The sequence below is a fragment of the Micromonospora ureilytica genome, from assembly GCF_015751765.1.
GTDB classification, from domain to species: Bacteria; Actinomycetota; Actinomycetes; order Mycobacteriales; family Micromonosporaceae; genus Micromonospora; species Micromonospora ureilytica.
On the sequence record NZ_JADOTX010000001.1, the window covers coordinates 6,092,305 to 6,118,532 of the forward strand.

At 70.1% G+C, this 26,228-nt stretch carries 25 protein-coding genes and 1 pseudogene; 9 read left to right on the forward strand and 17 right to left on the reverse strand.

Annotated features, from left to right (window positions below; translation table 11 throughout):
- Positions 1 to 12: 12 nt before the first annotated feature.
- Positions 13 to 921: an ABC transporter ATP-binding protein gene (locus tag IW248_RS27915; RefSeq protein ID WP_196929322.1), complete on the reverse strand. Its 909-nt coding sequence runs from the start codon at positions 919 to 921 to the stop codon at positions 13 to 15.
- Between the two features lie 197 nt (positions 922 to 1,118).
- On the opposite strand from IW248_RS27915, the gene IW248_RS27920 reads away from it, so the two are divergent.
- Positions 1,119 to 1,910 (forward strand): EI24 domain-containing protein, encoded by a 792-nt coding sequence (locus IW248_RS27920; RefSeq protein WP_196929324.1) that lies wholly within the window; start codon positions 1,119 to 1,121, stop codon positions 1,908 to 1,910.
- Position 1,911: 1 nt separating this feature from the next.
- The gene (locus tag IW248_RS27925; RefSeq protein WP_196929325.1) at positions 1,912 to 2,436 is read left to right on the forward strand and encodes an O-acetyl-ADP-ribose deacetylase; all 525 of its coding nucleotides are present in this window, start codon (positions 1,912 to 1,914) and stop codon (positions 2,434 to 2,436) included.
- A gap of 298 nt (positions 2,437 to 2,734) precedes the next feature.
- Here the strand turns inward: IW248_RS27925 and IW248_RS27930 are convergent, their stop codons facing one another.
- Positions 2,735 to 3,289, reverse strand: coding sequence for an XRE family transcriptional regulator (locus IW248_RS27930; RefSeq protein ID WP_196929326.1), 555 nt, complete (start codon positions 3,287 to 3,289; stop codon positions 2,735 to 2,737).
- Complete coding sequence (locus IW248_RS33930; protein ID WP_372432739.1) at positions 3,178 to 3,465, reverse strand: helix-turn-helix domain-containing protein; 288 nt, start codon at positions 3,463 to 3,465, stop codon at positions 3,178 to 3,180. Before IW248_RS33930 ends, IW248_RS27930 begins: the two co-directional genes overlap by 112 nt.
- A gap of 194 nt (positions 3,466 to 3,659) precedes the next feature.
- On the opposite strand from IW248_RS33930, the gene IW248_RS27935 reads away from it, so the two are divergent.
- Together IW248_RS27935 and IW248_RS27940 are read left to right on the forward strand one after the other, a co-directional pair.
- The gene (locus tag IW248_RS27935) at positions 3,660 to 3,965 is read left to right on the forward strand and encodes a hypothetical protein (protein ID WP_196929327.1); all 306 of its coding nucleotides are present in this window, start codon (positions 3,660 to 3,662) and stop codon (positions 3,963 to 3,965) included.
- Positions 3,962 to 4,237: a hypothetical protein gene (locus IW248_RS27940; protein ID WP_196929328.1), complete on the forward strand. Its 276-nt coding sequence runs from the start codon at positions 3,962 to 3,964 to the stop codon at positions 4,235 to 4,237. The genes IW248_RS27935 and IW248_RS27940 overlap by 4 nt, the downstream gene beginning before the upstream one ends.
- 47 nt (positions 4,238 to 4,284) lie before the next feature.
- Here the strand turns inward: IW248_RS27940 and IW248_RS27945 are convergent.
- The 9 genes and pseudogenes from IW248_RS27945 to IW248_RS27985 form a co-directional block, all read right to left on the reverse strand.
- Positions 4,285 to 4,431 (reverse strand): annotated as a pseudogene (locus IW248_RS27945) (GNAT family N-acetyltransferase); the annotation flags it as partial.
- Between the two features lie 20 nt (positions 4,432 to 4,451).
- Positions 4,452 to 7,343 carry a CBM96 family carbohydrate-binding protein gene (locus IW248_RS27950; protein WP_196929330.1) on the reverse strand — a complete coding sequence of 964 codons (2,892 nt, stop codon included), beginning with the start codon at positions 7,341 to 7,343 and terminating at the stop codon, positions 4,452 to 4,454.
- Between the two features lie 80 nt (positions 7,344 to 7,423).
- Positions 7,424 to 8,320 carry a GNAT family N-acetyltransferase gene (locus IW248_RS27955; RefSeq protein WP_196929332.1) on the reverse strand — a complete coding sequence of 299 codons (897 nt, stop codon included), beginning with the start codon at positions 8,318 to 8,320 and terminating at the stop codon, positions 7,424 to 7,426.
- 269 nt (positions 8,321 to 8,589) lie between these two features.
- Entirely contained in the window at positions 8,590 to 9,597 is a 1,008-nt protein-coding gene (locus IW248_RS27960; protein WP_196929333.1) for a LacI family DNA-binding transcriptional regulator, read from the reverse strand.
- A gap of 19 nt (positions 9,598 to 9,616) precedes the next feature.
- Positions 9,617 to 10,996 carry a GH1 family beta-glucosidase gene (locus IW248_RS27965; protein ID WP_196929334.1) on the reverse strand — a complete coding sequence of 460 codons (1,380 nt, stop codon included), beginning with the start codon at positions 10,994 to 10,996 and terminating at the stop codon, positions 9,617 to 9,619.
- Positions 10,993 to 11,826 carry a carbohydrate ABC transporter permease gene (locus tag IW248_RS27970; RefSeq protein ID WP_124820352.1) on the reverse strand — a complete coding sequence of 278 codons (834 nt, stop codon included), beginning with the start codon at positions 11,824 to 11,826 and terminating at the stop codon, positions 10,993 to 10,995. The genes IW248_RS27965 and IW248_RS27970 overlap by 4 nt, the downstream gene beginning before the upstream one ends.
- Positions 11,823 to 12,803 (reverse strand): carbohydrate ABC transporter permease, encoded by a 981-nt coding sequence (locus tag IW248_RS27975; protein WP_196929335.1) that lies wholly within the window; start codon positions 12,801 to 12,803, stop codon positions 11,823 to 11,825. The genes IW248_RS27970 and IW248_RS27975 overlap by 4 nt, the downstream gene beginning before the upstream one ends.
- A 69-nt stretch (positions 12,804 to 12,872) precedes the next feature.
- The gene (locus IW248_RS27980; RefSeq protein WP_196929337.1) at positions 12,873 to 14,177 is read right to left on the reverse strand and encodes an ABC transporter substrate-binding protein; all 1,305 of its coding nucleotides are present in this window, start codon (positions 14,175 to 14,177) and stop codon (positions 12,873 to 12,875) included.
- Between the two features lie 238 nt (positions 14,178 to 14,415).
- Positions 14,416 to 15,174: a maleylpyruvate isomerase family mycothiol-dependent enzyme gene (locus tag IW248_RS27985; RefSeq protein WP_196929339.1), complete on the reverse strand. Its 759-nt coding sequence runs from the start codon at positions 15,172 to 15,174 to the stop codon at positions 14,416 to 14,418.
- A 69-nt stretch (positions 15,175 to 15,243) separates the two neighbouring features.
- On the opposite strand from IW248_RS27985, the gene IW248_RS27990 reads away from it, so the two are divergent.
- Positions 15,244 to 16,326, forward strand: a complete 1,083-nt coding sequence (locus IW248_RS27990) for a UDP-N-acetylmuramate dehydrogenase (protein WP_196929340.1) — start codon at positions 15,244 to 15,246, stop codon at positions 16,324 to 16,326.
- A gap of 125 nt (positions 16,327 to 16,451) precedes the next feature.
- Here the strand turns inward: IW248_RS27990 and IW248_RS27995 are convergent, their stop codons facing one another.
- Positions 16,452 to 17,240 (reverse strand): class I SAM-dependent methyltransferase, encoded by a 789-nt coding sequence (locus tag IW248_RS27995; RefSeq protein ID WP_196929342.1) that lies wholly within the window; start codon positions 17,238 to 17,240, stop codon positions 16,452 to 16,454.
- A gap of 19 nt (positions 17,241 to 17,259) precedes the next feature.
- Entirely contained in the window at positions 17,260 to 18,024 is a 765-nt protein-coding gene (locus IW248_RS28000; RefSeq protein WP_196929343.1) for an SDR family oxidoreductase, read from the reverse strand.
- A 204-nt stretch (positions 18,025 to 18,228) separates the two neighbouring features.
- Between IW248_RS28000 and mshA the strand changes: the two genes are divergently transcribed.
- From mshA to IW248_RS33935, 3 genes are all read left to right on the forward strand, one after another.
- Complete coding sequence (gene mshA, locus IW248_RS28005) at positions 18,229 to 19,593, forward strand: D-inositol-3-phosphate glycosyltransferase (protein WP_196929344.1); 1,365 nt, start codon at positions 18,229 to 18,231, stop codon at positions 19,591 to 19,593.
- A 57-nt stretch (positions 19,594 to 19,650) separates the two neighbouring features.
- Positions 19,651 to 20,172 carry a type III secretion system chaperone family protein gene (locus IW248_RS28010; protein WP_196929345.1) on the forward strand — a complete coding sequence of 174 codons (522 nt, stop codon included), beginning with the start codon at positions 19,651 to 19,653 and terminating at the stop codon, positions 20,170 to 20,172.
- 352 nt (positions 20,173 to 20,524) lie between these two features.
- Complete coding sequence (locus tag IW248_RS33935) at positions 20,525 to 21,412, forward strand: hypothetical protein (RefSeq protein ID WP_196930393.1); 888 nt, start codon at positions 20,525 to 20,527, stop codon at positions 21,410 to 21,412.
- Between the two features lie 365 nt (positions 21,413 to 21,777).
- Here IW248_RS33935 and IW248_RS28020 read toward each other — a convergent pair whose 3' ends face one another.
- Both IW248_RS28020 and IW248_RS28025 read right to left on the reverse strand, forming a co-directional pair.
- On the reverse strand, positions 21,778 to 23,073 hold the full coding sequence (locus IW248_RS28020; protein ID WP_196929346.1) for an MFS transporter: 1,296 nt from the start codon (positions 23,071 to 23,073) through the stop codon (positions 21,778 to 21,780).
- A gap of 74 nt (positions 23,074 to 23,147) precedes the next feature.
- Positions 23,148 to 24,428, reverse strand: coding sequence for an MDR family MFS transporter (locus tag IW248_RS28025; protein ID WP_196929347.1), 1,281 nt, complete (start codon positions 24,426 to 24,428; stop codon positions 23,148 to 23,150).
- A gap of 153 nt (positions 24,429 to 24,581) precedes the next feature.
- On the opposite strand from IW248_RS28025, the gene IW248_RS28030 reads away from it, so the two are divergent.
- Positions 24,582 to 25,349 carry a phosphoglyceromutase gene (locus IW248_RS28030; RefSeq protein ID WP_091403562.1) on the forward strand — a complete coding sequence of 256 codons (768 nt, stop codon included), beginning with the start codon at positions 24,582 to 24,584 and terminating at the stop codon, positions 25,347 to 25,349.
- Between the two features lie 64 nt (positions 25,350 to 25,413).
- Here IW248_RS28030 and phoU read toward each other — a convergent pair whose 3' ends face one another.
- On the reverse strand, positions 25,414 to 26,067 hold the full coding sequence (phoU, locus tag IW248_RS28035; protein WP_091403559.1) for a phosphate signaling complex protein PhoU: 654 nt from the start codon (positions 26,065 to 26,067) through the stop codon (positions 25,414 to 25,416).
- Positions 26,068 to 26,228 lie beyond the last annotated feature (161 nt).

The following is a 26,228-nucleotide window of genomic DNA, read 5'->3' on the forward strand; positions in this document are numbered from 1 at the left end:
GCTGGCTCCCTCTCAGTTGGCGGGCCGGTGCCCGGTCAGCTCGACGAAGGCGTCGTCGAGGGTGGACTGCTCCAGCCGCAGGTCCGCGGCGACGATCTGGTGACGGGCGAGCACCGAGGTGACCGCGTGCAGCAACTCGCCGGTGCCGGTCACCACCACCTGGCTGCCGGTGCGTTGCACCGCGGAGACCTCGGGCAGGTCGGTGAGGAGCCGGTTGTCGACCGGGGCCGACGGCCGGAAGCGGATCCGCTGCTCCGGAGCCACCGTCGACACCAGGCCCGCCGGGGTGTCCAGGGCGACCACCCGACCCCGGTCGATCACCGCGACCCGGTCGCAGAGCCGCTCGGCCTCCTCCATGAAGTGGGTGACCAGCACGATCGTCACCCCGCTGTCGCGGACCTGTTCGATGAGGCCCCAGGTGTCCCGGCGGGCCTGCGGGTCCAGCCCGGTGGTCAGCTCGTCGAGGATCGCGATCTCCGGGTTGCCCACCAGGGCCAGCGCGATGGAGAGCCGCTGCTTCTGGCCGCCGGAGAGCTTCTTGTACGCGGTGTTCCGCTTGTCGCCGAGGCCCAGCTTGTCGATCAGCTCGGCCGGGTCGGCCGGGTTGCTGTAGAACGAGGCGTACAGCTCCAGTGCCTCGGCCACCCGCAACCGGTCCGGCAGTTGACTCTCCTGGAGTTGCACCCCGACCCGCTGGCGTAGCTGGGCCGTGTCCCGGCGGGGGTCGAGCCCGAGGACCGACACCCCGCCCCCGTCTGGGACACGCAGCCCGGCGACACACTCCACGGTGGTGGTCTTGCCGGCGCCGTTCGGACCGAGGACGCCGAAGATCTCCCCGGCCTCCACGGCGAGCGACACGTCGTCCACCGCCACCAGATCGCCGTACCGCTTCTTCAGGTGGGTCACCTCGATGACCGGCATCGTGCCGCCTTTCGCCGCTGACTTCGTACCCCATAAGGGTTGTCGCGGTGGCCCGCCGGCGAATCGACCGGTCGGCGACGAACCTCGGCGTCCCCGGTGGATCACTGCCGTCCGTCAACCGGTTGATGCATACGTCGTGGGTCGCTGCTAGCGCTCCGCCCGGCGGATCCGATCACGGCTGGTTAGGCTGCTCGATCGTGGATGCCAGCAGAATCGCCAGCCCGGTGACCGGGGTCGTCGGACGCTTCCTCGCCGGGGCGGGGCTGCTCCTGCGCGGGTTGGGCCTCTACGTCCGCAGCCCGGGGTTGATGCTGCTCGGCATCGTGCCGGCACTGATCTCCGGCGTGCTCTTCCTGGGCGCGCTCGCCACACTTGTGTACTTCGTGGACGACCTCGCCGCGCTTGTCACCCCGTTCGCCGACGACTGGTCGAGCACCGGCCGCAGCCTGGTCCGGGTGATCGCCGGGCTGGCCTTCCTGGGGCTCGGCGGCCTGCTTGGCGTCCTCACCTTCACCGCTGTCACCCTGGTCATCGGCGACCCGTTCTACGAGAAGATCTCCGAGCAGGTCGAGCAGCGGTACGGCGGCACGCCGGGCGCGGTGGACGTGCCGTTCTGGTCGTCGCTGCGCCGCAGCCTCGCCGACTCGGTACGCCTGGTGGCGCTCACGGCGCTGGTCGGCATCCCGCTCTTCGTGGCCGGCTTCATCCCGGTGGTCGGCCAGACTGTCGTCCCGGTCATCGGTGCGGCCGTGGGCGGCTGGTTCCTCGCCGTGGAGCTGGTCGGCGCGCCGTTCTACCGTCGCGGGATGCGGCTGCCGCAGCGCCGGACGATCCTGAAGGCCGACCGGCCCACCGCGCTCGGTTTCGGAGTGGCCGTCTTCCTCTGCTTCCTGATTCCGCTCGGCGCCGTGCTGATCATGCCGGCGGCGGTCGCCGGTGCCACGTTGCTGGCCCGCCGCTCGATGGGCCAGTCGATCGAGGAGAGCTGACATGGAGATCACCCTTGTCGAGGGGGACATCACCGCCCAGCGGGTGGACGCCGTCGTGAACGCCGCGAACTCGTCCCTGCTCGGCGGCGGTGGGGTCGACGGTGCCATCCACCGGCGCGGCGGGCCAGCGATCCTGGCCGAGTGCCGGGCGCTGCGGGCGTCCCGCTACGGCAAGGGCCTGCCCACCGGCCAGGCGGTGGCGACCACCGCCGGGGAGCTGCCGGCGCGCTGGGTGATCCACACAGTCGGGCCGGTCTGGTCGGCCAACGAGGACCGGTCGGCGCTGCTGCGCGACTGCTACGCCAACAGCCTCCGGGTGGCCGACGAGCTGGGCGCTGGCACCGTGGCCTTCCCTCTGATCTCGGCCGGCATCTACGGCTGGCCGGTCGACGACGCGGTCGGTCAGGCGCTGGCGGTGCTGCGATCGGCGAGCCCGGCCGCGGTCAACGAGACGCGCCTGGTGCTCTTCGGCCCCGACACCTATGCCACCGCACGCCAGGTGATCGGGGAGCCGCCCTCCCCGTGATCACTTGCCTTCGCCGTGATCACTTGATGCTGAGTAGTCCAACACCCACGCTGCCGCGTCGATCATGGAGTTGTGGTGGGTGACAAAGCGCCCGTGTCGTACCAAAACGGGCACCACAACTCCATGATCGACGAGGTCGACCTGCGCCCGCTCCGCGATCTTGCACTTTCTGTTGCGGCATAGCGGGTCATTTCGCTCATTACGGCAGCAGAAAGTGCAAGATCGGTGCACGCGTGAAGAGATCGCTAACGCAATCCCGGAATACCGGTCAGGTCATCGTGACTGCGGGACGGTGCGCCTATGCCGCCCGTGCGTCATCCCACAGGGACTCGAAGTGCTCCACGTAACGATCAAACGGACCGCCGGCTTCCCGGCGTCGGAAGTGCATCGTTACCGAGTCCTGCCCCAGCCCCGCGCCGATGTGCGTGGCCACAATCGCCTCGTCATCGAAGACCCAGACGGACATGGCAACGTGCCGTTCTGACATTCGGGCGGCAAGGGGTTCCGGAGACTTCGCGATCTCTGCCTGGGTCATGGCGATGCGGGTCGCAAGCGTCAGAGGAGTTGCCTCGATACGCTCTCGCGCCGTAGTGACCTCGCTGCCAGGATCGCCGAGGAGAAAACGCACGTCGGCGCCGTTCTGTGCCTTCGCACCGAGCGTGGTGGCGGCGTTGGGGACCTCAAGCCATACGAAGTAACTCGTGTATCCGCCGAACCACAACCTCGTACCCGCTTTGTCGATCAATTCGCGGAACAGTGAACGCGGAAGGTCGGATCGGCGCGCGTACATGCCGACCAACTCACGGTCTGAACCGATCTTGACAGCGCGGCGGACGACTTCGGGCCATAGCACCCTACATCCTGACCCAACACCCCCGCAGCCCGCATCCGGGAGCGAGGGTGAGGAATGCGGCCTCTGCTGATCCACCGCTCCACCGTCTTCGGGTCCACCCCGCACTTCTCGGCGAGGTCAGCAACGGTCAGGCCCGTCGATCGTAGGGCGTGGCCGAGGGTGTCGTTTCGCGTCATCGTAAGGGGACCTTTCCTAGACGTCCCCGATGGTCGCACACGGACGGTGCAGGCGTCCGATACGCGCTGAGACCGTGCAGTTGAGCAGTACCGCTGGTGGAGGCGACGCCCGGCGGCGGTGCTAGCCACCCAGGGCCGCCATTTGGGCGAGAACTCAGTGCGGCCCCTCCTAACGATCAGAGAGGAAGGCGTCGATGGGTGGCCGGGTGAGGGGACCTGCGCGGGAGGTGAAGTCGGGCGACGTGTTGCACCTGACCCGCGCGGCGAGTGTGCAGTTCCTCCGGCCGATCTTCGTCCGCGTGATCCGGCTTCCCGACTGGGTGACGTATGACGGCTGGCTCTGGATTGAGGGCTACGAGCTGGGCCCGAAGGGCGAGGCGGTCGTACGGCGGACGCTCTTCGTGCAGAAGGCGGGGCTGATCTGGCAGGACCCTCCGCTGCCAGCCGCCCGGCCGACGGCCCGCCGGCAGGTACGCCGTGGACCGGTGCGGGTCGGATGACTACCCGCCCTCGGCCGCACCTGCCGATGCGCCCCGCGTGGCTGTGTCGCAACTGCGCTGCGCCTTGGCCCTGCGGTCCGGCTCAACTCGACCTCATCGTCGAGTTCTACGGTCACTCGATCGCTCTGGCGTTCTACCTGGCCTCGTCGATGCAAGAAGCCGTCGACGACATGTACGCCCTGGGCGGCCGCCCGGATCCCGCCGTGCTGCACACCCGCTTCCTCGGGTGGCTGTCCCTGGCCCGCCGATCGCGCCGGGCCGATCCCGATTGAGGGCGGAGTCCACCGTCGCCTCGAGAGTGACGTCAGGTCAGGTCAGGTCAGGTCAGTTCGGCCGGGCAGGACCACTGGGACGTCACGGGCCGGTAGCCCAGTCGGGCGTTGGCCTCGTCGTTCGACGTGTACGCGACGCGCACGCCGTTCGCGGCTGCCCGGTGCAGCGCCGCCGTCTTGGCCACCCCTCGGCCAGGCGGCACGGCCCGCACCGTCAGGCCGTGACCAACTCGAACACGTGGCTGCCGGATTTCACCGTGACGGTCCGCCAGCCGATGCCCGCGGCGACCTGAGGGGCGGGAACGCCGCCGAGGCGGACCATCGTGAGCCCTGGGTGATAGAGCGTGACGGAGATGGGAGACCCGGTCGGGTTGACCACACGGCCGCCCTTGCCCCTCGCCGAGATACTCAGGTACGACGTGGTCGTGAAGCCGTAGTCGCGCCACCGCAGCGACGATCCCTTGCGTACGAGGTACTGCGGGACCTCGACCTGGGTCGGGTCGTCCCCGTTGCTGGTCCTGTACCAGGCTGCCCAGCCCTGCCAGGTCACATTCTTGAGGGTGACCATGACGGCGCCGCTCGATTCCAACGCGCAATCGGTGTAGCCACGTGCGTGCGTGATGGTCGCGCCGGAATACCCGGTGCCCGTGACACGGTTCAGAATCGCCTTGTCGTGGCTGTCGTCGAACGGAAACAGCACGGTGACGACGTTCTTCTGCGTGCCGGTCGGCGCCGGGTAGTGCACGAGGAGGTACCTGCCCTGATGGCTGTCGGCCCAGTCGGCCAGCGGGCCGTACCTCAGGGAGGCGCTCTGTGGGGGTGTGCCGAGGAAGACGTTCAGCTTGACGTGCGAGGTGGTACGGGGCTCGACGTCGAGGTCGAAGGTGTAGTCCTTCAGCGCCGGACCGGTCGCCGGGTCCGACCTGGAGTTGGGGTGCCAGGCCACGCACACCGGTGTGCCGGCAGTCGTCGGTACCAGCTCGTCGAAGATCACCCAGTACCCCTGGGTGTCGCTGTTGGGGTGGAGGAAGACGAGACTGCGACGGTGCCTGCCGTTCGCCAGGGCCGTGCCGGAGTCCCCATTGGCATAGTCGACCCCGCCCCAGAGCAGATCCTCGACGATTCCGCTGCCGAACGACTGCTGGTGGTTGTTGACCGTGGGGGGTGCGAAGTCGTCCGGGAAGTCCGGATAGCCGATCAGTGCGGTGTTGCTCAGCACCGCCAAGTCGCGGATCATCACGTGGCTGAAACCAGCGACCGCCTTGCCGGCGCCGACGTATCCCGAGTTGCGAAGGGCATGTTCGCCGTACGCGGTCAGGTGCAGCGAATTGGTATCGCGGTGCTGGTGGCCGTCACCGGCCTTGCTGGCGTTCCACAAAGCTCCGGCAAGAGCCCGATGGTCGTGACTGTTCTGTAGGAACCAGGCACCGGCGCCCTGGAAGATCCGGCTCGGCACCGCGGCGCCTGGCCTGGGCACCTGCTCGGTCAGCGCGTAGGTGGTGAGGAGTGGCAGCGGCTTGGTGGTCACCCGATTCAGGCTCCATGCGGCTCCTGTCTCTGCGGTGGTCTCGAACTTGCCGGCGCTGTAGGAGCGGGCAGACCGGGAAACCGCACCATCCGTGGTGGCGCTGTCGCCGAAGGTGTATTCGTCTCGATCGTATTCGTCGCTCGTGGTGTTGATGATCAACTTCGGTACCAGGTCGGAGAAGTCGTTCTCGGCCTGCCGCGAGTGGAACTGCACTGATCGCTCCGCGCCGGCCAGGGTCGAGCGCAGACCTATCGCGAACGTGCGGGCGCCCTCGGTCAGGGCCTCCTTCACCGCGTCGGTGACGTTCAGCTCCCGAACCGCGCCGACCTGCAGGTCCGGCCAGGTGCCGAGCGATCGGGCACTCTGCGGCCTGTCGTCCCAGCTGGTCTTCTCGGCCATCTCCGGGCTGAGGTCCTCCCAGGTGCCCCTCGCCCGCACGATCTCGACGGTGCACCCGGCCGAGCCGACATCCTTCACGTGCAGCCGCAGCCGAACCTGGTGCACCTCGGCAGCGGTGATGCCGTTGAGGTTGAACCGGACGTAGCTCTCCCGAGTGAAGTCGGGAGTGTCCACCTTGACGACAAGCGTCCCCGAGACGCCGTCGACCACTGTGGCGTGTTGCCCGCCGCGGACGGTGATGTCGGCGTCGGCGGACAGGCGACGGCGGGGCACACGGCGGGTGACCGGTGTGGTCAGGTAGCCCGCGTAGTACTCCATCCGCAGTCGGTGCGCCGGATCCTGGTAGAAGTTGATGTAGCCGGGCACATTCTGGTAAAGCCCAGGCTCACGGCTCAGCACGTCGACGAAGTACGACTTCGAGTCGCGGTCGCCCGACGAGCCGAGGCGATTGCCGACGTAGGTCGCCCCACCGAGCCCGGCCCCGCTGGGAACGCTCTGCTCGGTCAGGACACTCCGCAACTTCTGGATGGCCACACCGAGCGCCGCCTGGTCCGAGGTGTTGCCTCCGGACACCCGGTACGCGAGCCACGTGCCGTGGGCGCCAACCGGTGCCGCCGTCCAGGACGGGAAGGCGGCGTAGTTTGCGAAATTCGCGGCGATCTCGCCCAGCTGCCCCTCGGCGCGCACCTGTTGAGCTGGTGTCAACGACGAGTGGATGACGTCCAGGCCGAGGACGAGGTGGAACAGAGCATTGCTCGGAGGGACGGTGAGGGACCAGTTGGTGCGGTCAACTGGCTTGCTGTCGATCTCGTCCTGCAGGTGGTCGATCATGTCAAGGATCTTCGTGGCGTGGGCGGCGGCGTTCTGGGGCGCATCCTCAAGCTCCAGGACGTACGCGAGCGAGCAGTATCCCGCGATGTGCGCGATCCGTTTCGCACGATCCCCGTCCGGCAGGCCGCCGTCGAATCTCATCGAACCGGCGCGTCCGATGGCGTCGGCCCTCCAGCTCAGCCATGGTTCGGTGGCAGCCCTTGCGCGCAGGGCCGCGAAGTCGGCGGTCGCGACGAGCAGGCACGGGCGTGCGGTGGCCGCGTAGGCCGGTGCCTGCTCGATCAGGGGCAACGCCCCAGCGGCTCCGACCAGAAACGGCAGACGCAGGACGGCCCGACGCTGAATCATGACTTCCCCCGCTGTCGTGAGTGCGCTCGGCGAGGCTACTCCCGGCCTCGCGCTGTCGCTGTCCCGTCGGGGATGGCCGGTCAGGTCACGTCGGCCAGGCAGGTCCACTGGGATGCCACCGGTCGGTAGCCCAGCCGGGCGTTGATCGCCAGCATCGGCGCGTTCGCCTCGTCGTTCGACGTGTACGCGACGCGCACGCCGTTCGCGGCGGCCCGGTGCAGCGCTGCGGTCTTGGTGAGTCGGGCGAGGCCCCGCCCCCGGTAGGCCGGGATGGTGTCGGTGAAGTCCGACCACATCCGGTCCCCGTCTCGCTTCACCAGGCTGAAGGCGGCGACCTCACCATCGAGTTGGGCGGCAGTGCTGGCAGACTTGTCCAAGCCGAGGTTGTCCCAGACGTCGTACTGCCAGCTCTCGTAGCTGATCGAGTCGACTGGCACGTCGCTCGGCTCGTCGGCTGCCGAGGCCACGTCCGCGGCGTACAGCAGGTGCGGGTCCAGGTCGGAGATCGGCAGCAGCCGTACGCCCTGGGGGAGCTCGGGTAGCGCGGGCGCCGGGTCGAGGTCGAGCGCCGAGTAGCGCACCTCGCGGCTGGGCTCGTAGCCGTGTCGGCGGGCGAACGGCAGCCCGTCCGTCTGGGCCATGGCACGGATCCGGCGGACTCCCAGTTGGCGGAGGTGGTCGGTGGCGGTGGTCAGCAGCGCCGTGCCGACGCCGCACCTCCGGTGTTCCGGGTGCACGTGCAGCATCGAGACCTCCCCGAAGTTCGGCGTTGAGGTCCAGCCCGAGCGTTGCGCCGACACCCAGCCGACCACCTGGCGGTCGACCTCGGCCACGAAGGCGGTCCAGCCCTCCTCGGGTGGGGGCTCGGCGATCATCTTCCGGGTCGACTCGACCCCGCGTACCAGGTACGGGTAGACGATCGTCCGCAGTGCCACCACGCCCGGAGCGTCGTCCGGCTGCGCCTTACGAATGCGCATGTCAGACCCCCATCCGTACGGCCTCGACCTCGACGCGCTGGTGGCAACAGCTGAGCACGTGCAGCAGCGCGACAGGATTCGGCATGTCGGCGAGGCTAACCAAGATCGCCCGCCCGAGCGACGCATTAACCACGTGCTCCCCAGCCTGCGACCGACCAGCAGGCAGCAACTTCAGGGAAATAGTGGCCTCCCGGCGCTCCGAGGGCACTATTTCCCTGCAGTTGTGCGGATCTTGCGGCGCGGCGCGGCGCGGCGCGCGGCGGCGCGGGTCAGGCGGAGGCGCGGCGGATCAGTTCGGTGGGGAGCATGATCGACTGCTCGATGGTTTCCCCGGCGGCCAGCCGGAGCAGTTGTCGGGTCATCCGGCGGCCGAGTTCCACGATCGGCTGCCGGACCGTGGTCAGCGGCGGCTCGGTGTAGGCGGCGGTCTCGATGTCGTCGAAGCCGACCACCGCCACGTCGTCGGGCACCCGCCGACCGGCCTCGCGCAGCGTCCGCAGGGCGGCGTGCGCCATGAGGTCGGAGGCGGCGAAGACGCCGTCGAGGTCGGGATGCTCGGTGAGCAGGCGGCGCATCGCCGCCGACCCGGATTCCCGGGTGAAGTCACCGATGGCGATCAGCTCGGGCAGGCCCGCATCGGTGACCGTGTTGCGGTAGCCGCTGAGCCGTTCGATTCCGGCGACCATGTCCTGTGGCCCGGCGATTGTCGCGATCCGTCGGCGACCGTTGTCGATCATGTGCCGGACGGCCGCCGTCACTCCGCCCACGTGGTCGACGTCGACGTACGGGACGGGCACGTCGCCGAGCGGCCGACCGCTGACCACCACCGGGATGCCGAGTCGGGCCAGTGTGCCGGGCAGCGGGTCGGCGCCGTGCAGGGACGCGAAGAGCACACCGTCCACGTGCCGGCCGGTGGTGTACCGCTCGACCCGATGGTGCCCGGCCGGCGAGCCGGCGAGCATCAGCACCAGTTGCTTGTCGGCCGCCTCCAACTCCTGGCTGACGCCCCGGATGATGCCGGGGAAGACCTGGTCGTCGGAGAAGACCCGGGTGGCCGCCTCCGGCATGACCAGGGCGATCGAATCGGTGCGCTGGGTGACCAGGCTGCGGGCGGCGAGGTTGGGGACGTACCCCAACTCGGCGACCGCCCGGGTGACCGCCTCGCGGATCGGTTCGGCGACGGTGGTGGAGCCGTTGACCACCCGGGACACGGTGGCGCGGGACACCCCGGCCCGCGCTGCCACCGCTTCGAGCGTCGGCCGCTGCGCCGTCGTCATCGCGCCTTCCCCCCGCTCGTCACAGCCCGTTCCGGGAGATCACCTCCTGGTACCACCGGGCGCTGGCCTTCGGTGTGCGCCGCTGGGTCAGGTAGTCGACGTGCACGATCCCGAACCGCTTGCGGTAACCCTCCGCCCACTCGAAGTTGTCCAGGAATGACCATACGAGATAACCGCGCAGGTCCACGCCCCGGGAGATCGCTTCGTGCGCCGCACGGAGGTGCCCGTCGAGGTAGGCGATGCGATCGGCGTCGATCACCTGCGCCGGACCGTCGGGCGAGTCGGCGCCGGGTTTGTCGGGGAATGCGGCACCGTTCTCGGTGATTAGCAGCGGCACACCTGGGTAGTCGGCGGCGATCCGCTCCAGCAGCCGGGTGAGCCCGGCCGGCTCGATCATCCATCCCATGTCGGTGAGCGGCCCGGCCGGCGGGAGGAAGTGCACGGCGCCCTCGGTGCCCGGGTACGCGCCGTTGCCGGCGCCGTCGGGCCGCCCGGCCACGTAACTCGGGGCGTAGTAGTTGATGCCGAGCAGGTCGATCGGGGCGGCGATGAGCTTCTCGTCGCCGTCGCGGATGAACGTCGGCTCGACGATCCGGGCCACGTGCTCGCGGACGTCGTCCGGGTAGCCGCCGGCCAGCAGCGGATCGAGGAAGATCCGGTTGTGCAGGCCGTCGACCAGGCGCACCGCGGCGGCGTCGGCCGCGCTCTGCGGGTCGGCCGGGCGTACGTCGGCCGGGTTGACGGTGACGCCCACGCTGCGCGCGCCGGCGGCCCGCAGCGCCCGCGCCGCCAGGCCGTGCCCCAACAGCAGATGGTGTACGGCGGTGAAGGCCGCCGCCCCGTCCTGCTCGCCCGGAGCGTGCAGGCCGTTGGCGTAACCGAGGTAGGCCGAGCACCACGGCTCGTTGAGTGTGGTCCACACGTCGATCCGGTCGCCGAGGCGCGCGTACACGGCGGTGGCGTAGGTGGCGAAGTGTTCGGCGGTGTCCCGGTTGGTCCAGCCACCCCGGTCACCGAGGGCCTGCGGCAGGTCCCAGTGGTAGAGGGTGACGATCGGGTCGATTCCCCGATCCAGCAGCGCATCCGTGAGCCGGTCGTAGAAGTCCAGCCCACGCGGGTTGGCGGGGCCGGTGCCGTCGGGCTGGATCCGTGGCCAGGCGACCGAGAACCGGTACGCCCGAAGGCCCAGCTCGGCCATCAGTGCCACGTCGTCGGCGTACCGGTGGTAGTGGTCGCAGGCGACGTCGCCGGTGTGGCCCTGGTACACCTTGCCCGGCGTACGGCTGAAGGTGTCCCAGATGGACGGACCGCGACCGTCGTCGCGGGCCGCACCCTCGATCTGGTACGCGGCGGTGGCCGCCCCCCAGAGGAAATGCTCGGGAAAACGGATCTCGTTCACGCCTTGACCGCACCTTCCATGATTCCGCCGATGATCTGCCGGCCGAACAACACGAAGACCAGTAGCAGGGGCAGCGTCGCGATGGCAGTTCCGGTGAACACCTGCGACATGTCCTGGTAATACCCGTCCGACAATGCTCGAAGGGACAGTTGCACTGTCGGATTCGCCGGATCGTTCAATACAGCGTACGGCCAGAGGAAGTCGTTCCAGGTGGTCATGAAGGTGAGTAGACCGAGGACGGCGGCGGCGGGACGCAGGGCGGGCAGCACGACGTGCCACCAGATCCGGGCGGTGCCACAGCCGTCGATCCGGGCGGCCTCGATCAGCTCGTCACTGACCGCCTGGCCGGCGTACTGCCGCATCATGAACACCCCGAACCCGGTGACCAGGGCCGGCACGATGACCGCGGGCAGCCGGTCGTTCCACTGCAGTCGGGTCATCAGGAGATACAGCGGGATCACGCCGAGTTGGGTCGGCACCATCATGGTGGCGATGATGACGAGCAGCATGGCGTTGCGGCCGCGGAACCGCAGCTTGGCGAAGGCGAAGCCGGCCAGGCTGGAGAAGAACACCACGGACACTGTGACAGTGGTGGCCACGATCGCCGAGTTGATCAGGCCGGTGAGGAAGTACGCGTCGGTGTTGTCGAACAGTCGGGCGATGTTGGCGCCCAGGTTGCCGCCCGGCGTCACCGGTGGCGGTAGTTGCCCCATCGCGTCGCTGGATCGGCTGGCCACCACGAACATCCACCAGATCGGAAAGACCGACAGGCCGGCGGCGACGACCAGGGCGAGGTAGGTGAGCGGGCTGGCCCGCCAGAGCCGGCTCATCGCGCCGCTCCCTTCTGCCGGCGGTCGCCGCCGAGGCGGCGCAGGAGCAGCACGTTGACCGCCGCGACGATCGCGATGAGTGCGAAGAGCAGCCAGGCCACCGCCGAGCCGTACCCGAAGTTGTAGTGCGGCGCGAAGGCGTTCTCGAACATGTACATGGTCAGCGTCTGCGACTCGCGCATCGGGCCGCCCCGGATCGGGTTGGTGCCGGAGTGGAACAGCCGGGGCTCCGTGAAGAGCTGCAGTCCGCCGATGGTGGCGATGATGGCGCAGAAGATGATCGTCGGTTTGAGCAGCGGCACGGTGACCGACCAGAACTGTCGGACCCGGTTGGCGCCGTCGATCGCCGCCGCCTCGTACAGGTCACGGGGGATGGCCTGCATCGCGGCCAGCAGGATCAGCGCGTTGTAGCCGGTCCACCGCCAGTCGACCATGGCGGAGATCGCCACCCAGGAGGCGAACCGGTTGGACTTCCAGCCGATCGCGTCCAACCCGACCAGGTCGAGCAGCCAGTTGATCATGCCGAACTCGCGGCCGAAGATCACCCCGAACACGATCGCCACCGCTGCGGTGGACGTGACGTTGGGGACGAGCACCGCCATCCGCCAACCGGTGCGGGCGCGCAGGCCACGGTTGAGCAGGTTGGCCATCCAGAGCGCGGCGAGCAACTGCGGCACTGTCGAGATGACGAAGATCCCCAGCGTGTTGACAAGCGCGTGCCAGAAGTCGGCGTCGGCCAGCAGCCGGGTGTAGTTCTCCGCCCCCACGAAGGGATGGTCGGCGCCGAGCAGGTCCCAGTCGTGCAGCGACACCCAGAAGGTGTACGCCAGTGGGTAGACCCCGAAGACCGCGAAGAGCAGGAAGAACGGGGCGATGTAGAGGTACGGCGAGAGTTGGGTGTCGAGCCGGCTGAGCCGACCTGACGAGCGCTGGGGTGCCGGTACGACCGGCGGGCGGGCGTCGAGCTGGACGGTCATGCCCGGGGACTCCTTTCCGCCGTGCGGGCGGGACTCCGGTCCTCGGAGCCCGCCCGCACGCTGGTTGGGCTACTTGGCGGCGGCCTTCTTCGCGTTGGACACCGCGTCGGTCCAGCCCTGCGCGGGGCTGCGCTGGCCCAGCTCCACGGTCCGTACGGCGTTCTCCACCTCGGTCCGTACGGCCTGGTTCTTCGGGCCCATGTAGACCGGCTTCAAGCTCTTCGCGCCGGTGCCGAAGATGGCGCCGACCGGTGCCCCCGAGAAGTACGCGTTGGTCGCGCCGGTGATCGCCGGGTCGTCGAGCGCCTGCGGCGAGGAGGGCAGCGGCCCCTTGGCCTTGAACGCCCCGATCTGCCCCTTGGCGCTGGTCAGGAACTTGGCCAGCTCGATCGCCTCGGCCTGGTGCTTGCTCTGCTTGGGCACGGCGAGGTGCGATCCACCCCAGTTGCCGCCGTTGCCGGGTACCCGGGCGATGTCCCACTTGCCCTGGGCGGCCGTGCCGGCGTTGGCCTCGATGACGCCTGTCATCCAGGCGGGGCAGGCGATGGTGGCGAACTTCGACTGCTTGAAGGCGGAGACCCACTCCTCCGACCAGGAGCCGTACTTTCCGGACAGGCCCGAGTCGATGATGTCCATTGTGGTGTCCCACGCCTGCCGTACCGATGGGTTGCTGTCGACGACCAGGTTGCCGCTGGTGTCGTAGTAGCTGTAGCCGGTCGTGTTCCCAGCGGTCTGCAACAGGATGGTGTTGAAGGTGTTGGTCGCCCCGTCGAGGAAGGACGCGCCGGTCTTCGCAGCGGTGAACCGCTCGCCGGTGGTGATGTAGTCCGGCCAGGTGGGCCAGAGCTTGGAGACGGCGTCCCGCTCGGTGGGCAGGCCGGCCTTCTCGAAGAGGTCCTTGCGGTAGCAGATGGCGATGCCGCCGACGTCGGTCCCGAGGCCGATGAGCTGCTTGCCGTCGGCGGTCAGGCCGGCGTTCCACTTCCACTCCAGGAAGTTGCCCTTGAGGTCGGCGGCGCCGTGGTCCAGCAGGTTGACGAAGTTCGCCGGATTGGCCTTGTACTCGACCAGCAGCCCCTCCTCGATGGCCACCACGTCGCCGGCGCCTCGGCCGGCGGCGAGCCACTGGGTCAGCTTCGGCGAGTACTCGTCGAGGTTGGTGCCGGTGCCGCGCTCGACGATCTTCACGTCGGGGTTCGCGGCCATGTAGTCCTGGTAGAGCTGCTCGTAGCCGAACTGGCCGAAGACGTCGACGGTCAGGGTGATCTTTCCGTCGCCCGGCTCGTTGCCGCCGCCGCAGCCAGCGGTGACGAGCAGGGCGGCGGCGGCGGCGAGGGCCACCGCGGCGTGGCGGCGGCGCGGGAAGACAGCCATTGGTTATCGACCTCTCTCAAGGCGGGCGGGTGATGGCAGATGGCTAAGAGAGCGCTCTCACGACAGGGTGGTGGGTCGCCAACCCGCTGTCAAGAGAGCGCTCTCTCACCGTTGCGGTCTCGTGCCCCGACGCCGTCTCGTGCCCCGACGCCGTCTCGTGCCCCAACGCCGTCTCGTCCCCCGACGCGAACGAGGGCGCCACCCCGGATGGGGTGACGCCCTCGTTCGTGGTGGGCGGTCAGCCGGTGCGCAGACCGTCCAACAGGGTGCTGTCGCCGACGACGTCCAACGTCTCGAAACTCACCCGCCCCCACAGCGCCAACAGCAGGTCGCTCGCGGTGCCACTGACCTGAGCGCGGGCGTGGTGATCGTCGTGGTCGAAGATGGTCGCGGTGTCGAGCAGCGCCACCCCCTCACCGCGCAGCCGCAGATACCACTCCTGGGCCGCATCGGTCGCACAGAGCTGCACCACCCCGTGCCAGTCACCCGGCACCTGCCGCCGGCCCGCGGGCAGCCAGGTGTCCAGCACCTCGCTCACCCCGTCGGCCGCGAGCTTCGCCTCCACCGGGTCACCGGCCCCGATGGCGAGCTGGGCGTCCCAGCGGTGCACAGCCGTCTCGTGCGCCATCCGACGCGGCCAGAAACCGGCCCTCTTCGGCTGTGGGGCCCAGTTCCACGCCGGGGCCTCCGGGTCGAGCCCATCGAACAGGGCCATCACCCGGTCGTACCCCTGCTGCCACAGCTGGAGCGCGTTCACGCCCGGGTCGGCCTCGATCTTCTCCCGCCGGGGCGGTTGGCTGGTCTGGCCGGAACCGGCGAACGACGAAACCCAGTGGTAGATGCCGGCCATGTGCAGTGTGAGGTCGTTGACCGTCCAGCCCGGACAGGACAGCACCGGTGCCTCCGGCGGCGCCTCGCTCACCGCTGCCGCGAAAGCCGGACCCTCCGTCCGGAGCGCCCCGATCCAGAAATCCTTGCTGCCCTGCAGTCTGCTCATCGCCATCCTCCCGGGGGTGCCGGGCGACCAGTGGGTGCCACGGCTACTTGTCAGCCTAAGGTGAAAGGCGTGTCAGACGCCTCCGCCCAGCCGACAACCGACGCCGATCGTGCCACCCCCGGTCCACTCGCCGACCACACCACCCTACGGATGGGTGGGCCGGCCGAGCGGATCGTGGCCGCCGGCAGTGCCGACGAGATCGTCCGGGCGGTCCGGACCGCAGCGGAGCCGGTCCTGATCCTGGCCGGGGGCAGCAACGTGGTGATCGGCGACGCCGGCTTCCCCGGCACCATCGTCCTGGTGCGCTCCCATGGGATGCGGGTCATCGCCGAGGACGCCTCCTCGGTCACCGTACGGGTCGACGCCGGCGAACCGTGGGACGACCTGGTCGCCGCCACCGTCGCCAACGGCTGGTCCGGGCTGGAGTGCCTGTCCGGCATCCCCGGCTCGACCGGTGCCACCCCGATCCAGAACGTCGGCGCGTACGGCCAGGAGGTCGCCGAGACGATCACCGGCGTCGAGGTGTACGACCGGGTCGAGGGCACCCGCCAGGTCATCCCCGCCGCCGACTGCGGCTTCACCTACCGGGGCAGCATCTTCAAGTACGTGGACCGCTGGGTGGTGCTCTCGGTCGACTTCCGGCTCACCAGGTCCCCGCTCTCCGGGCCGGTGCGCTATGCGGAGCTGGCCCGGGCCCTCAATGTCGAGGTGGGCGACCAGGTGCCGCTGGCGGACGCCCGAGCGGCGGTGCTGCGGCTGCGTGCGGGCAAGGGGATGGTGCTCGACGCCAACGACCCGGACACTCGCTCGGTCGGCTCCTTCTTCACCAATCCGGTGCTCGACAGAGCGACGTACGAACAGCTCCTGGAACGCTCTGCGGACCTGGGCGACCCGCCCGCGTGGCCCGGGGCGGACGGCCTGGTCAAGGTCAGCGCCGCCTGGCTGATCGACAAGGCCGGATTCGCCAAGGGCCACCCCGGCGAGGGTGGGGTGGCCATCTCCAGCAAGCACACCCTGGCCCTGACCAACCGCAGCGGCACCGCCCACACCGATGACCTGCTGACCCTGGCCCGCACCATCCGCGACCAGGTCCACGCCCGCTTCGGCGTAACCCTCCACCCCGAACCAGTCCTCATCAACTGCACCCTCTAACCGCCCGGGCCGGCCCCCGCGATCTTGCAGTTTCTGCGGGGACATAACGGCCACAAAAAGGGCGAATCGTCGACAGGAAGTGCAAGATCGACGCGCGGGGTGGGCGGGGTGAGGGTGGGGTGGGTTCAGGGGAGCGGCCAGGGGAGGGTTAGTTCGCCCTGGCGCCAGCGGGTGGGGTTGTTGAGGATGGGCCAGCCCGTCTCGCGCAGGCGGCTCACCGCTCGCAGCCAGCGTTGGCGGGGGCCGAAGGTGGCGTACGGGGCCGCGGCCTGCCAGGCGTCGTCCAGGGCGTGGATCAGCGCGTGCACCGGCTCACCCGGAACGTTGCGGTGGATGAGCGCCTTGGGTAGCCGCTCGGCCAGCTCAGCGGGGCTGCCCAGCGTGGTGAGCTTCGCGGCCAGGGTCAGCGTCCGGGGGCCGTCGGCGTCGATCAGCAGCCAGCTGGCGAGCCGCCCCAACTCGTCACACGTGCCCTCGACGAGCACTCCACCGGGGGCGAGCGCGGCGGTCATCGTCTGCCAGGCTTCGGCCACCTCGCTCTCGTCGTACTGTCGCAGCACGTTGAACGCGCGGACCAGCACCGGCCGGAGCCCGGCCAACTCGAACCCACCTCGGGCGAAGGTCAGCCCGGGTGGGTCGGCGGCCGATGCCGCAGCCGCCACCCGGGCCGCGTCGATCTCCAACCCGACCAGCCGTACGTCCGGACGTACCCCGGCCGCCAGCCGAGCGCGCAACTCCACAGCGGTCACCGGGGTGGCGCCGTAGCCGAGGTCGACCACCAGGGGGTCGTCCGCCGCCAACAGCCGGTCGGCGCAGGTGGCGACGATCCAGTTGTCCACCCGACGGAGCCGGTTCGGGTTGGTCGTGCCGCGCGTGACCACGCCGACCGGCCGGCGCCGCGCAGCAGGGCTCATGTCACCATTCCCGACGGTCTTAGGAGACCCGGTGCACCTTGTGCTGGGCCGCCTGTGCCCGTGGCCGGACCACCAACCGGTCGATGTTGACGTGCTCGGGGCGGGTGGCGCACCAGGCGATGCAGTCGGCGACGTCCTCGGCGACCAGTGGCCCCGGCACCCCGGCGTAGACGGCGGCCGCCCGTTCCGCGTCGCCCTCGAAGCGGACCAGCCCGAACTCGTCGGTCTTCACCATGCCCGGGTCGATCTCGATGACCCGCAGCGGCCGGCCGCACAGCTCCAGGCGGAGCGTGCCGGCGATGGCGGTCTGCGCGTGCTTCGCGGCGGTGTAGCCGCCCCCGCCCTCGTAGACGGTCAGGCCGGCGGTGGAGGAGACCACCACGATGGTGCCGGAACCGGAGGCCTCCAGCGCCGGCAGCAGCGCCTGGGTGACCCGTAGGGTGCCGAGTACGTTCACGTCGTACATCCACTGCCAGTCGGCGATCGAACCGGACTCCACCGGGTCCAGCCCTCGCGCGCCGCCGGCGTTGTTGACCAGGAGGGTGACCGGTCCGGGTGCCTGGGCGGCGGCGTCGGCCAGCCCGGCCACCGACTCGTCCGAGGTGATGTCGCAGGTGACCGCGGTGGCCTGCCCGCCGGCGGCGGCGATCTCGGCGACCAGGTCGGTGAGCCGTTCGGCGCGGCGGGCGGCGGCGAGCACGTGGAAGCCCTCGGCGGCGAGCCGGCGGGCGGTGGCCGCGCCGATCCCGCTGGACGCTCCGGTGACGATGGCGACTGAGGTCATCCCGACATTGTCACCCCGGGCGTATGACCCGCCCCGACCGGGCGTACGGCAGCCATTGGCGGTGTTCGGTGATGAGGTCCGTCACCCCGAGGGGCCGCGCCGGGGAATTTCCGAAGCCCGATGGGGAAGATGACATCCGGCGTACAGGTTGACCGAGAAGCGCCGGTCGTGCGAGACGGCATCAACCGTGACGAAGGAGCGGATGTGGCGGAAATGCACACCGGTGTCGGGCGTCAGCGAGGTGCCCAACCGTGGCCCCGACCGCGCCGCATCGCCACCCTGTCGGTGCACACCTCACCCCTGCACCAGCCCGGCACGGGCGATGCCGGCGGAATGAACGTCTACATCCTCGAAGTCGCCAGGCGTCTCGCCGAGGCCAACGTGGAGGTGGAGATCTTCACCCGGGCCACCTCCGGTGACCTCCCCCCGGTGGTCGAGATGGCGCCCGGCGTGCAGGTCCGACACATCACCTCCGGGCCCCTGGAGGGTCTCACCAAGGAAGAGTTGCCAGGTCAGCTCTGCGCCTTCACGGCGGGGGTGCTGCGTGCGGAGGCGTCCCGTCCGCCCGGCCACTACGACCTGATCCACTCCCACTACTGGCTCTCCGGGCAGGTCGGCTGGTTGGCCAAGGAGCGCTGGGGGGTGCCGCTGGTGCACACCGCGCACACCCTTGCCAAGGTCAAGAATGCCCAGCTCGCGGCCGGTGACCGGCCGGAGCCCAAGGCCCGGGTCATCGGCGAGGAGCAGGTCGTCGCCGAGGCGGACCGGCTGGTCGCCAACACCCGGTTCGAGGCCAGTGACCTGCTCGACCGCTACGACGCCGACCCGACCCGGGTGTCCGTCGTGCAGCCGGGCGTCGACCTGGCCCGGTTCCGACCCGCGCCGGGCGACAGGTCCGCGGCCGCCCGCCAGGCCCGTCGCCGGCTGGGGCTTCCAGTCGACGGGTACGTGGTTGCCTTCGTCGGTCGGATCCAGCCGCTCAAGGCCCCCGACGTGCTGATCCGCGCGATCGCCGCGTTGCGGGAGCGCGACCCGGCGCTGTCTGACCAGGTGACAGTGGTGATCTGCGGTGGGCCCAGCGGCAGTGGGCTGGACCGGCCGACCGCCCTGATCGAGTTGGCCGCCAAGCTCGGGGTCACCGACGGGGTGCGGTTCCTGCCACCGCTCACCGGGGACGACCTCCCGGCCCTGTACCGGGCGGCGGATCTGGTCGCGGTGCCGTCGCACAACGAATCGTTCGGGCTGGTCGCCCTGGAGGCGCAGGCGTGCGGTACGCCGGTGCTGGCCGCCGCCGTCGGAGGGCTGGTCACCGCCGTCCGGGATCAGGTCAGCGGCGTACTCATCGACGGGCACGACCCGGTCGACTGGGCCCGTGCGCTGGGCAACCTGCTGCCGAACCGGGCACTCCGGTCGGTGCTCGCCCGAGGTGCCGAGCAGCACGCACGGCACTTCTCCTGGGACCGTACGGTCGCCGGTCTGCTCGGGGTCTACGGCGAGGCGATCGCCGCGCACCGTGCCCGGCTCGCGGCCGACCTGGCATGCGATCCGGCGCTCTCCTGCTCCTGGTGACCCCGGGCGTAGGTCGCCACCCGGTGCGCGGGCCGGGTCGGTCGTAGAGTGGGTCCGGTGAGCCCGAAGAGCGATCTTGCGACCCTGATCGAGTCGGTCTGCGCCGAGCGGGACCTGGCCTGGGAGGCGACCGGCCCCGGCTCGTACGCGGTGACGCTGCCGGGCACCCACAAGCTCAAGACGATCTGCAACCTGATCATCGGCGAGCACGCGCTGCGGGTCGAGGCGTTCGTGATGCGCCAACCGGACGAGCGCCGCGAGGAGCTGTGGGCCTGGCTGTTGCAGCGCAACGCCCGGATGTACGGCGTCTCCTTCTCCACCGACGCGGTCGGTGACGTGTACCTGACCGGTCGGGTCAACCCGGCCGGCGTGGACGCCGACGAGTTGGACCGACTCTTCGGCGCCGTGCTCACGTACGCCGACGAGTCGTTCGACACGATGCTGGAGATCGGGTTCGGCAGTTCGATCCGGCGCGAGTACGAGTGGCGGGTCAAGCGGGGCGAGTCGACAGCCAACCTGGCCGCCTTCGCCCACCTCTTCGAGCCCTCCGGCTCCGGCTCCGGCCCCGATCCAGCCTGACGCAGCCACTCGATTCCGGGTCCCGCACCACCATGGCGAGTTGACTGTGGTTCGGAGTGCTCCTGAGGGGTATGCCGCACCGCGCGGTGCGGCAAGGGACCCCCGCGCGCCGATGACGGAGTGCCAAGGAGCGGAGCGTCCCATGGCTCAGCGGAACAGCTCAGGTCGCGGCGCGACTGCGACCAGGACGAAGCGACAGGCCGGCAACCAGACGCCGGGTACACCCGGAGTCTCCGAGTCGGAGATCTCCCGGATGCGGGTGGACGACATCCGCGGGCAGTTGCGCAAACGCGGGGTCTCCGGGATCTCCGCACTGCGCAAGCCCGACCTGGTGAAACAGTTGGTGCGCTCGATGCGGGCCGGCGCGGGTCGGAGCAGCACCGGCCCGTCGGGCCGGGCCACCGGCAGTCGGGCGTCGGCGGGTCGTGCCGCCGCCACCAAGAAGTCGGCGGCCAGGCCGGCAGCGAGCCGCGCGAAGGCAGCGCCGGCGAACAAGAGCGCGCCCGCGAAGCGGGCTGCCGCGACGAAGGCGGCCGCCACGCGGAAGTCGACGGCGGCGGTGAAGAGGGCGCCGGCGAAGAAGGCGACCGCCGCGAAGAAGACGACGGCGGCGCGGAAGACCACGGCAGCCCGTAAGACGGCGACCGCGCGTACGGCGCCCGCGCGGAAGGCGCCGGCGAAGAAGGCACCGGCCCGCCCGGCGGCGAAGCGCGCGACGGCGGCCAAGAGCGCGACCGCCAAGCGCACGACGGCGGCGAAGCGCACGGCTCCGGCCAAGAGCGCGACCGCGAAGCGCACGGCGGCGGCCAAGCGCGCGCCGGCCAAGCGCACGCTGACGCCGTCGACAGGTGGCGGGACGACGGCCGGCGGCATCCGGACCGGACGGGGCACCGGTCGGTCGGTCCGCAGTTCACAGGTGATCTCGTCGCCCATGGACCGACCGGAGCGGCCGGGGCGGAGTCTGATCACGGCGAACCACGAGGTGATCCAGCGTTGGGCCCGGGAGCGCGGGGCGAAGCCGGCGACCATCGCCGGCACCGAGCGGGATGGCCGGGCGGGTGTGTTGACCTTCAACATTCCCGGATACCGGGAAAGCGGCCGGATCCGTGAGATCACCTGGGATGAGTGGTTTTACACGTTTGACCTGCGCCGACTGAACCTGATTTATCAGGAGCAGTTGCGGAGCGGCCGGCAGAGCAACTTCTTCCGGACCGAGTCACCCGATCGGGAAGACGGTTGACGTGTTTGCGGGAATGGCCGACGGGTAGTCGGCTGTTGCCAACGGACGAGGCCGGAGCAGCGGATACTCACCAGTTGTGACGGGCGAGACAGCCGTTCTGGGTTGAATCCAGAATCCGGGCGAACTAGCTTTATTGCACCGCGCCACGTTTGGAAACGTTCGGGGGAGCGGCGGATCGATCAGATCCGCGCACCAGACGAGGCGCGAGGGGACGGGTGGATTAACCGTTGGGGGACGGTGCCCACCTGTTAGGACCGGCGGCGTGAGCGGGCGATGCTTACGGGGGTGAGTGTTGCCCGCCGCCGCCGGCCCCACCGGCGGGCGCCCACCACGACCTCAGGGACGTGGTGGGCGCTTTGCGTGGGTTATCCGGTCGGTACGCGGTCTGCCGGGGTTTTCGGCTCCGGGTTGGCGACCCGGCGCAGCGCGGCGACGTGCCGTTCCCGGGATGGTCCGGCGAGCAGGTGCCCGAGCGCGGCCAGCAGACCCAGCCCGCCCACGATCAGCCAGTGCCGGTCGCCGAGGTGCTGGAGGCTCACCCCGCCGAGGGTGGGCGCGACGAACGCCGCGGCCGGGAACGTCAGGTAGAAGACCGACTGGTAGCGCGCCCGGAGCTGCGGTGGTGCCAGGTCCGCGTTGATCTGCGCGTTGGGCGGGGCGGCGAGCATCGAGCCGACCGTCCAGACCACTGCGGCACCGAGGTAGATGGCCAGTTCGTCGGCGATGGCGAGCGCCCCGAAGCCGAGGGCGAGCAGCGCGGTGGAGGCGGCCAGTACGACGTCCTTGCGGTGCCTGTCGATCAGCCGGGGCACGAACAGCTGCCCCACCACGATCAGCGCGCCGCCGAGCGCGACCACCAGCCCGTACGCCGATGGACCCAGGCCGTCCGCGCGCATGGCCAGCGGCATGATCGTCGACGTCTGCATGGTGAGTACGGCCAGCACGAAGGTGAGCCCGACGAAGACCAGGAAGGTGCGGTCGGTGAGTGCGGTGTGCAGTCCTGGCCGGCGGGCTACCCGGACGGACCTCGGCGGGCGGGTGGCAGGCGGGAGGTCGGCCGCCGGCCGGGCCAGCCGCAGGGTTTCCGGCACCTTCCAGCCGATCACCGCGGCGGCGGTCAGGGTGGCGCCCGCGTCGACCAGGAACAGTGCCGTGAAGCTCGCCTCGGCCAGGACCCCGGCGAGCAGCGAGGCGACCGCCATGCCCAGGTTGAACGCCCAGAACTGAAGGTTGAACGCGCGTGAGCGGCGCTCGGCGGGCACCACGTCGACGATCGCCGCCACGAACGCGGGGCTGGGCATCGAGTGGACCACGCCGATCAGCGCGGAGAGCACAGCGATCAGCAGCAGGGGCCGCGTGAAGGCGAGCGCCACCATCAGACCGACGGTGGCCAGGTGCGCGGCGAGCAGTGTCGCCCGGCGGCCCCACCGGTCGGCGAGCACCCCGCCGAGCAGTACGCCGGCGGCCCCGCCGGCCCCGTACGCGCCGACCACGGTGCCGGCCAGCCCTTCGCTCGCGCCGCGTACGTCGGTGAGGTACAGCGAGAGGAACAGCATGGCGAACGCGCCGGCCCGGTTGATCAGCAGGCCGGCCCAGAGGTACCAGAAGGTGGCGGGGAGCCCGCCTGCGGTGTCGTGCCACCAGCGCCGCAGGGCGTGCACCCGACCTCCCGACAGTTCAGGTTGTTAACTGTTTCCACCGAACAGTAGGAACTCCGGCACCGCCGCGCCAGTCGTTACGCCTCGGCGGGCTGCGGCGCCCGGGTGGTGGTGACAGGTGCCAGCGCCTCGCCGGAGCGGCGCAGCGCTGCCGCACGCCGCTCCCGGGCCGGCCCGGACACGAGGTGGGCCACAGCGGTCAGGAGGCCGAGCGCGGCGCAGCCGTACCAGAGGGTGTCGTTGCCGGCGTGCTCGCGCACCAGGCCACCGAGGATCGGCGCGCTGGCCCCGGCGATCTGCCACGAGAGGGAGAACACGCCCTGGTAGCGACCGCGCACCTCGGCCGGGGACAGTTCGGCGATCAGTGTGGAGTTGGACGGCGAGTTCAGCATCTCGCCGACCGTCCAGATCAGCACGGTCAGCCCGTAGAACCAGGCGGTGCTGGCGAACGCAGTCAGCCCGAACCCCACGCCCATCACCACGGACGCGAGCGCGAGCACGTGCGAGCGGCTCCGACCCCGGATCAGTCGGGGCACGAAGAGTTGGCCGACCACGATGAGGATGCCGTTGAGCGCGATCACCGAGCCGTAGGTGGCGGGGCTCAGACCGTCGTCGCCCATCGCGATCGGCAGCATCGAGATGTGCTGGAGGAACACCAGCGCGGCGAACAGGTTGAGGGCCACGAAGCCGAGGTAGACCCGGTCGCTGAGGATCGTGCGCAGGGCGCCGCGCGGAGCCGTCGCTACCGTGCCGGCGGTGGCGGGGCCGGCCTGTCGGGTCTCCGGCACCTTGCTGAAGATGATCAGCGCGGTGATCAGCATGGTGGCCGCGTCGACCACGAACAGCAGCAGGTAGTCGGCCTGTGCGGCGAGGCCGGCGAGGACGGCGGCGCAGGCGAAGCCCAGGTTGATCGCCCAGTAGTTGAGCGAGAAGGCGCGCAGCCGGTCCTTCGCCGGCACCACGTCGATCATCATCGCCCCGAACGCGGGCCGGGCCGCCTCGGCGAAGGCGCCGAGCAGCAGCGCGCCCAGCGCCACCGCCCAGAGATCCCGGGCCAGCCCGAGCCCGAGCATCATGGCCGCCGCGCCCACGTGAGCGGTGAGCAGCGTCGGCCGGCGACCCCACCGGTCCGCGAGGGTGCCGCCGGCGGTCGTGCCGAACGCCCCGCCGACGCCCCAGAGGCCGATCACCAGGCCGGCCTGCGAGGCCGAGAAGCCACGTTCCTGGGTCAGGTAGATGGCGAGGAAGACGAGGACGAACGAGCCGAGTCGGTTGATCAGGGTCCCTGACCACAGGTACCAGAAAGTGGTCGGTAAGCCGCCGGTGGTGTCCCGGAACCAACTCCGCATCGTCCGCATATGGCGCCCCCGCTTGCAAGTAATGACCGATCTGACTGGCGTGCCTTACGACCCTAGTGGCGGTCGGATTCGCTGGTCATCAGCTTTTTCACGTGGTGGTCGTCACGACGGCTGCCCGCGTGTCCGCCGGGCGGTTGAGGCAGGATGATCCGCATGACTGCGAGCGAAGGGCCCACCGTCGGGACGCTGGTCCTGCTGCGACACGGTGAGAGCGACTGGAATGCCAAGAACCTCTTCACCGGCTGGGTGGACGTCGACCTGACCGAGAAGGGCGAGGGCGAGGCGCGGCGCGGCGGCGAGTTGATGCGCGAGCACAGCCTGCTGCCGGACGTCGTGCACACCAGCGTGATGCGCCGTGCGATCCGCACCGCCGAGCTGGCGCTCAACGCCGCCGACCGGCACTGGATCGCCGTGCGCCGGTCGTGGCGGCTCAACGAGCGCCACTACGGCGCCCTGCAGGGCAAGAACAAGAAGCAGACCCTCGACGAGTACGGCGAGGAGCAGTTCATGCTCTGGCGCCGGTCGTACGACACGCCACCGCCGCCGATCGACGACAACGACGAGTGGTCGCAGGTGGGTGACCCGCGCTACGCGCTGCTGCCGACCGAGCTGATGCCGCGCACCGAGTGCCTCAAGGACGTCGTCGACCGGATGCTGCCCTACTGGTACGACTCGATCGTGCCGGACATCCTGGCCGGCCGGACGGTGCTGGTGGCCGCGCACGGCAACTCGCTGCGGGCCCTCGTCAAGCACCTCGACCAGATCTCCGACGAGGCGATCGCCAAGCTGAACATCCCGACGGGCATCCCGTTGCGCTACGACCTCGACCCGCAGCTGCGCCCGCTCACCCTGGGCGGCACCTACCTCGACCCGACCGCTGCGAAGGCAGCCGCCGCCGCGGTGGCCAACCAGGGTCGCTGAGCGACCAGCGAAGGGGCCCCTCGTCATCGCGGACAGCGATGGCGAGGGGCCCCTTCCATGCCGGTCAGTTGCTGCTGGGCGCGCTCTCCCCGGTGATCAGGTAGATCACGTGCTCGCCGGCGTTGACCGCGTGGTCGGCGAAGCGCTCGTAGAAGCGGCCCAGCAGGGTGGCGTCGATCGCCGTCTCCACCCCGTACGGCCAGTCGTCGCCGAGCAGCACCGCGAACAGGTTCTTGTGCAGCTCGTCCATGGCGTCGTCGTCGCGGTCCAGTTCGCCGGCGAGGTCGGCGTCGGGCTTCGCCAGCACCGAACCGATCTTCACGGCCATCCGGTCGGCGATCTCGGACATCTCGGTGAAGACCGTCCGCAGCTCGGCCGGGACGGCGGGGGAGGGGTGCCGGCGCAGCGCGGTCTTCGCCACGTGCTCGGCGAGGTCGCCCATCCGCTCCAGATCAGCGGCCACGTGCAGCGCGGTGATCATCGCCCGGAGGTCGGAGGCGACCGGCGCCTGTCGGGCGAGCAGGTCGCAGACCCGCTCCTCGACGTGCCGGTAGAGGTCGTCGATCTCGGCGTCCCGCTCGATGACCGTCTCGGCGGCCTGCCGGTCGGCGGTGAGCAGGGCCCGGGTGGCCTGGCGCATGGCGGCGCGGACGCCCTCCGCCATGTCCACCAGCAGTTGGCTGACGATCTGGAGGTCGGCCCGGAACTCGTCGCGCATCATCACGTCCTGTGGTCGGTCGCCGCCGACGGGTGCCGGCGCAGGGGGTTGAGCAGGTGCGACGCCAACGGTAGGGCGCGCGGACGGATGCCGGATGAACCACGGTGAACGACGCCAGACGTGGGGGTGAACACTTCCGTAAGTGAGGGTAGTTCGTCCCG

What these genes read in the sequence shown, in the direction of transcription:
- IW248_RS27915 (WP_196929322.1), bottom strand. Translation starts at nt 921, where the DNA reads ATGCCGGTCATCGAGGTGACCCACCTGAAGAAGCGGTACGGCGATCTG.
- IW248_RS27925 (WP_196929325.1), top strand. Translation starts at nt 1,912, where the DNA reads ATGGAGATCACCCTTGTCGAGGGGGACATCACCGCCCAGCGGGTGGAC.
- IW248_RS33930 (WP_372432739.1), bottom strand. Translation starts at nt 3,465, where the DNA reads ATGACGCGAAACGACACCCTCGGCCACGCCCTACGATCGACGGGCCTG.
- IW248_RS27935 (WP_196929327.1), top strand. Translation starts at nt 3,660, where the DNA reads ATGGGTGGCCGGGTGAGGGGACCTGCGCGGGAGGTGAAGTCGGGCGAC.
- IW248_RS27940 (WP_196929328.1), top strand. Translation starts at nt 3,962, where the DNA reads ATGACTACCCGCCCTCGGCCGCACCTGCCGATGCGCCCCGCGTGGCTG.
- IW248_RS27950 (WP_196929330.1), bottom strand. Translation starts at nt 7,343, where the DNA reads ATGATTCAGCGTCGGGCCGTCCTGCGTCTGCCGTTTCTGGTCGGAGCC.
- IW248_RS27955 (WP_196929332.1), bottom strand. Translation starts at nt 8,320, where the DNA reads ATGCGCATTCGTAAGGCGCAGCCGGACGACGCTCCGGGCGTGGTGGCA.
- IW248_RS27960 (WP_196929333.1), bottom strand. Translation starts at nt 9,597, where the DNA reads ATGACGACGGCGCAGCGGCCGACGCTCGAAGCGGTGGCAGCGCGGGCC.
- IW248_RS27970 (WP_124820352.1), bottom strand. Translation starts at nt 11,826, where the DNA reads ATGAGCCGGCTCTGGCGGGCCAGCCCGCTCACCTACCTCGCCCTGGTC.
- IW248_RS27975 (WP_196929335.1), bottom strand. Translation starts at nt 12,803, where the DNA reads ATGACCGTCCAGCTCGACGCCCGCCCGCCGGTCGTACCGGCACCCCAG.
- IW248_RS27980 (WP_196929337.1), bottom strand. Translation starts at nt 14,177, where the DNA reads ATGGCTGTCTTCCCGCGCCGCCGCCACGCCGCGGTGGCCCTCGCCGCC.
- IW248_RS27985 (WP_196929339.1), bottom strand. Translation starts at nt 15,174, where the DNA reads ATGAGCAGACTGCAGGGCAGCAAGGATTTCTGGATCGGGGCGCTCCGG.
- IW248_RS27995 (WP_196929342.1), bottom strand. Translation starts at nt 17,240, where the DNA reads ATGAGCCCTGCTGCGCGGCGCCGGCCGGTCGGCGTGGTCACGCGCGGC.
- IW248_RS28000 (WP_196929343.1), bottom strand. Translation starts at nt 18,024, where the DNA reads ATGACCTCAGTCGCCATCGTCACCGGAGCGTCCAGCGGGATCGGCGCG.
- IW248_RS33935 (WP_196930393.1), top strand. Translation starts at nt 20,525, where the DNA reads ATGCGGGCCGGCGCGGGTCGGAGCAGCACCGGCCCGTCGGGCCGGGCC.
- IW248_RS28025 (WP_196929347.1), bottom strand. Translation starts at nt 24,428, where the DNA reads ATGCGGACGATGCGGAGTTGGTTCCGGGACACCACCGGCGGCTTACCG.
- IW248_RS28030 (WP_091403562.1), top strand. Translation starts at nt 24,582, where the DNA reads ATGACTGCGAGCGAAGGGCCCACCGTCGGGACGCTGGTCCTGCTGCGA.
- phoU (WP_091403559.1), bottom strand. Translation starts at nt 26,067, where the DNA reads ATGCGCGACGAGTTCCGGGCCGACCTCCAGATCGTCAGCCAACTGCTG.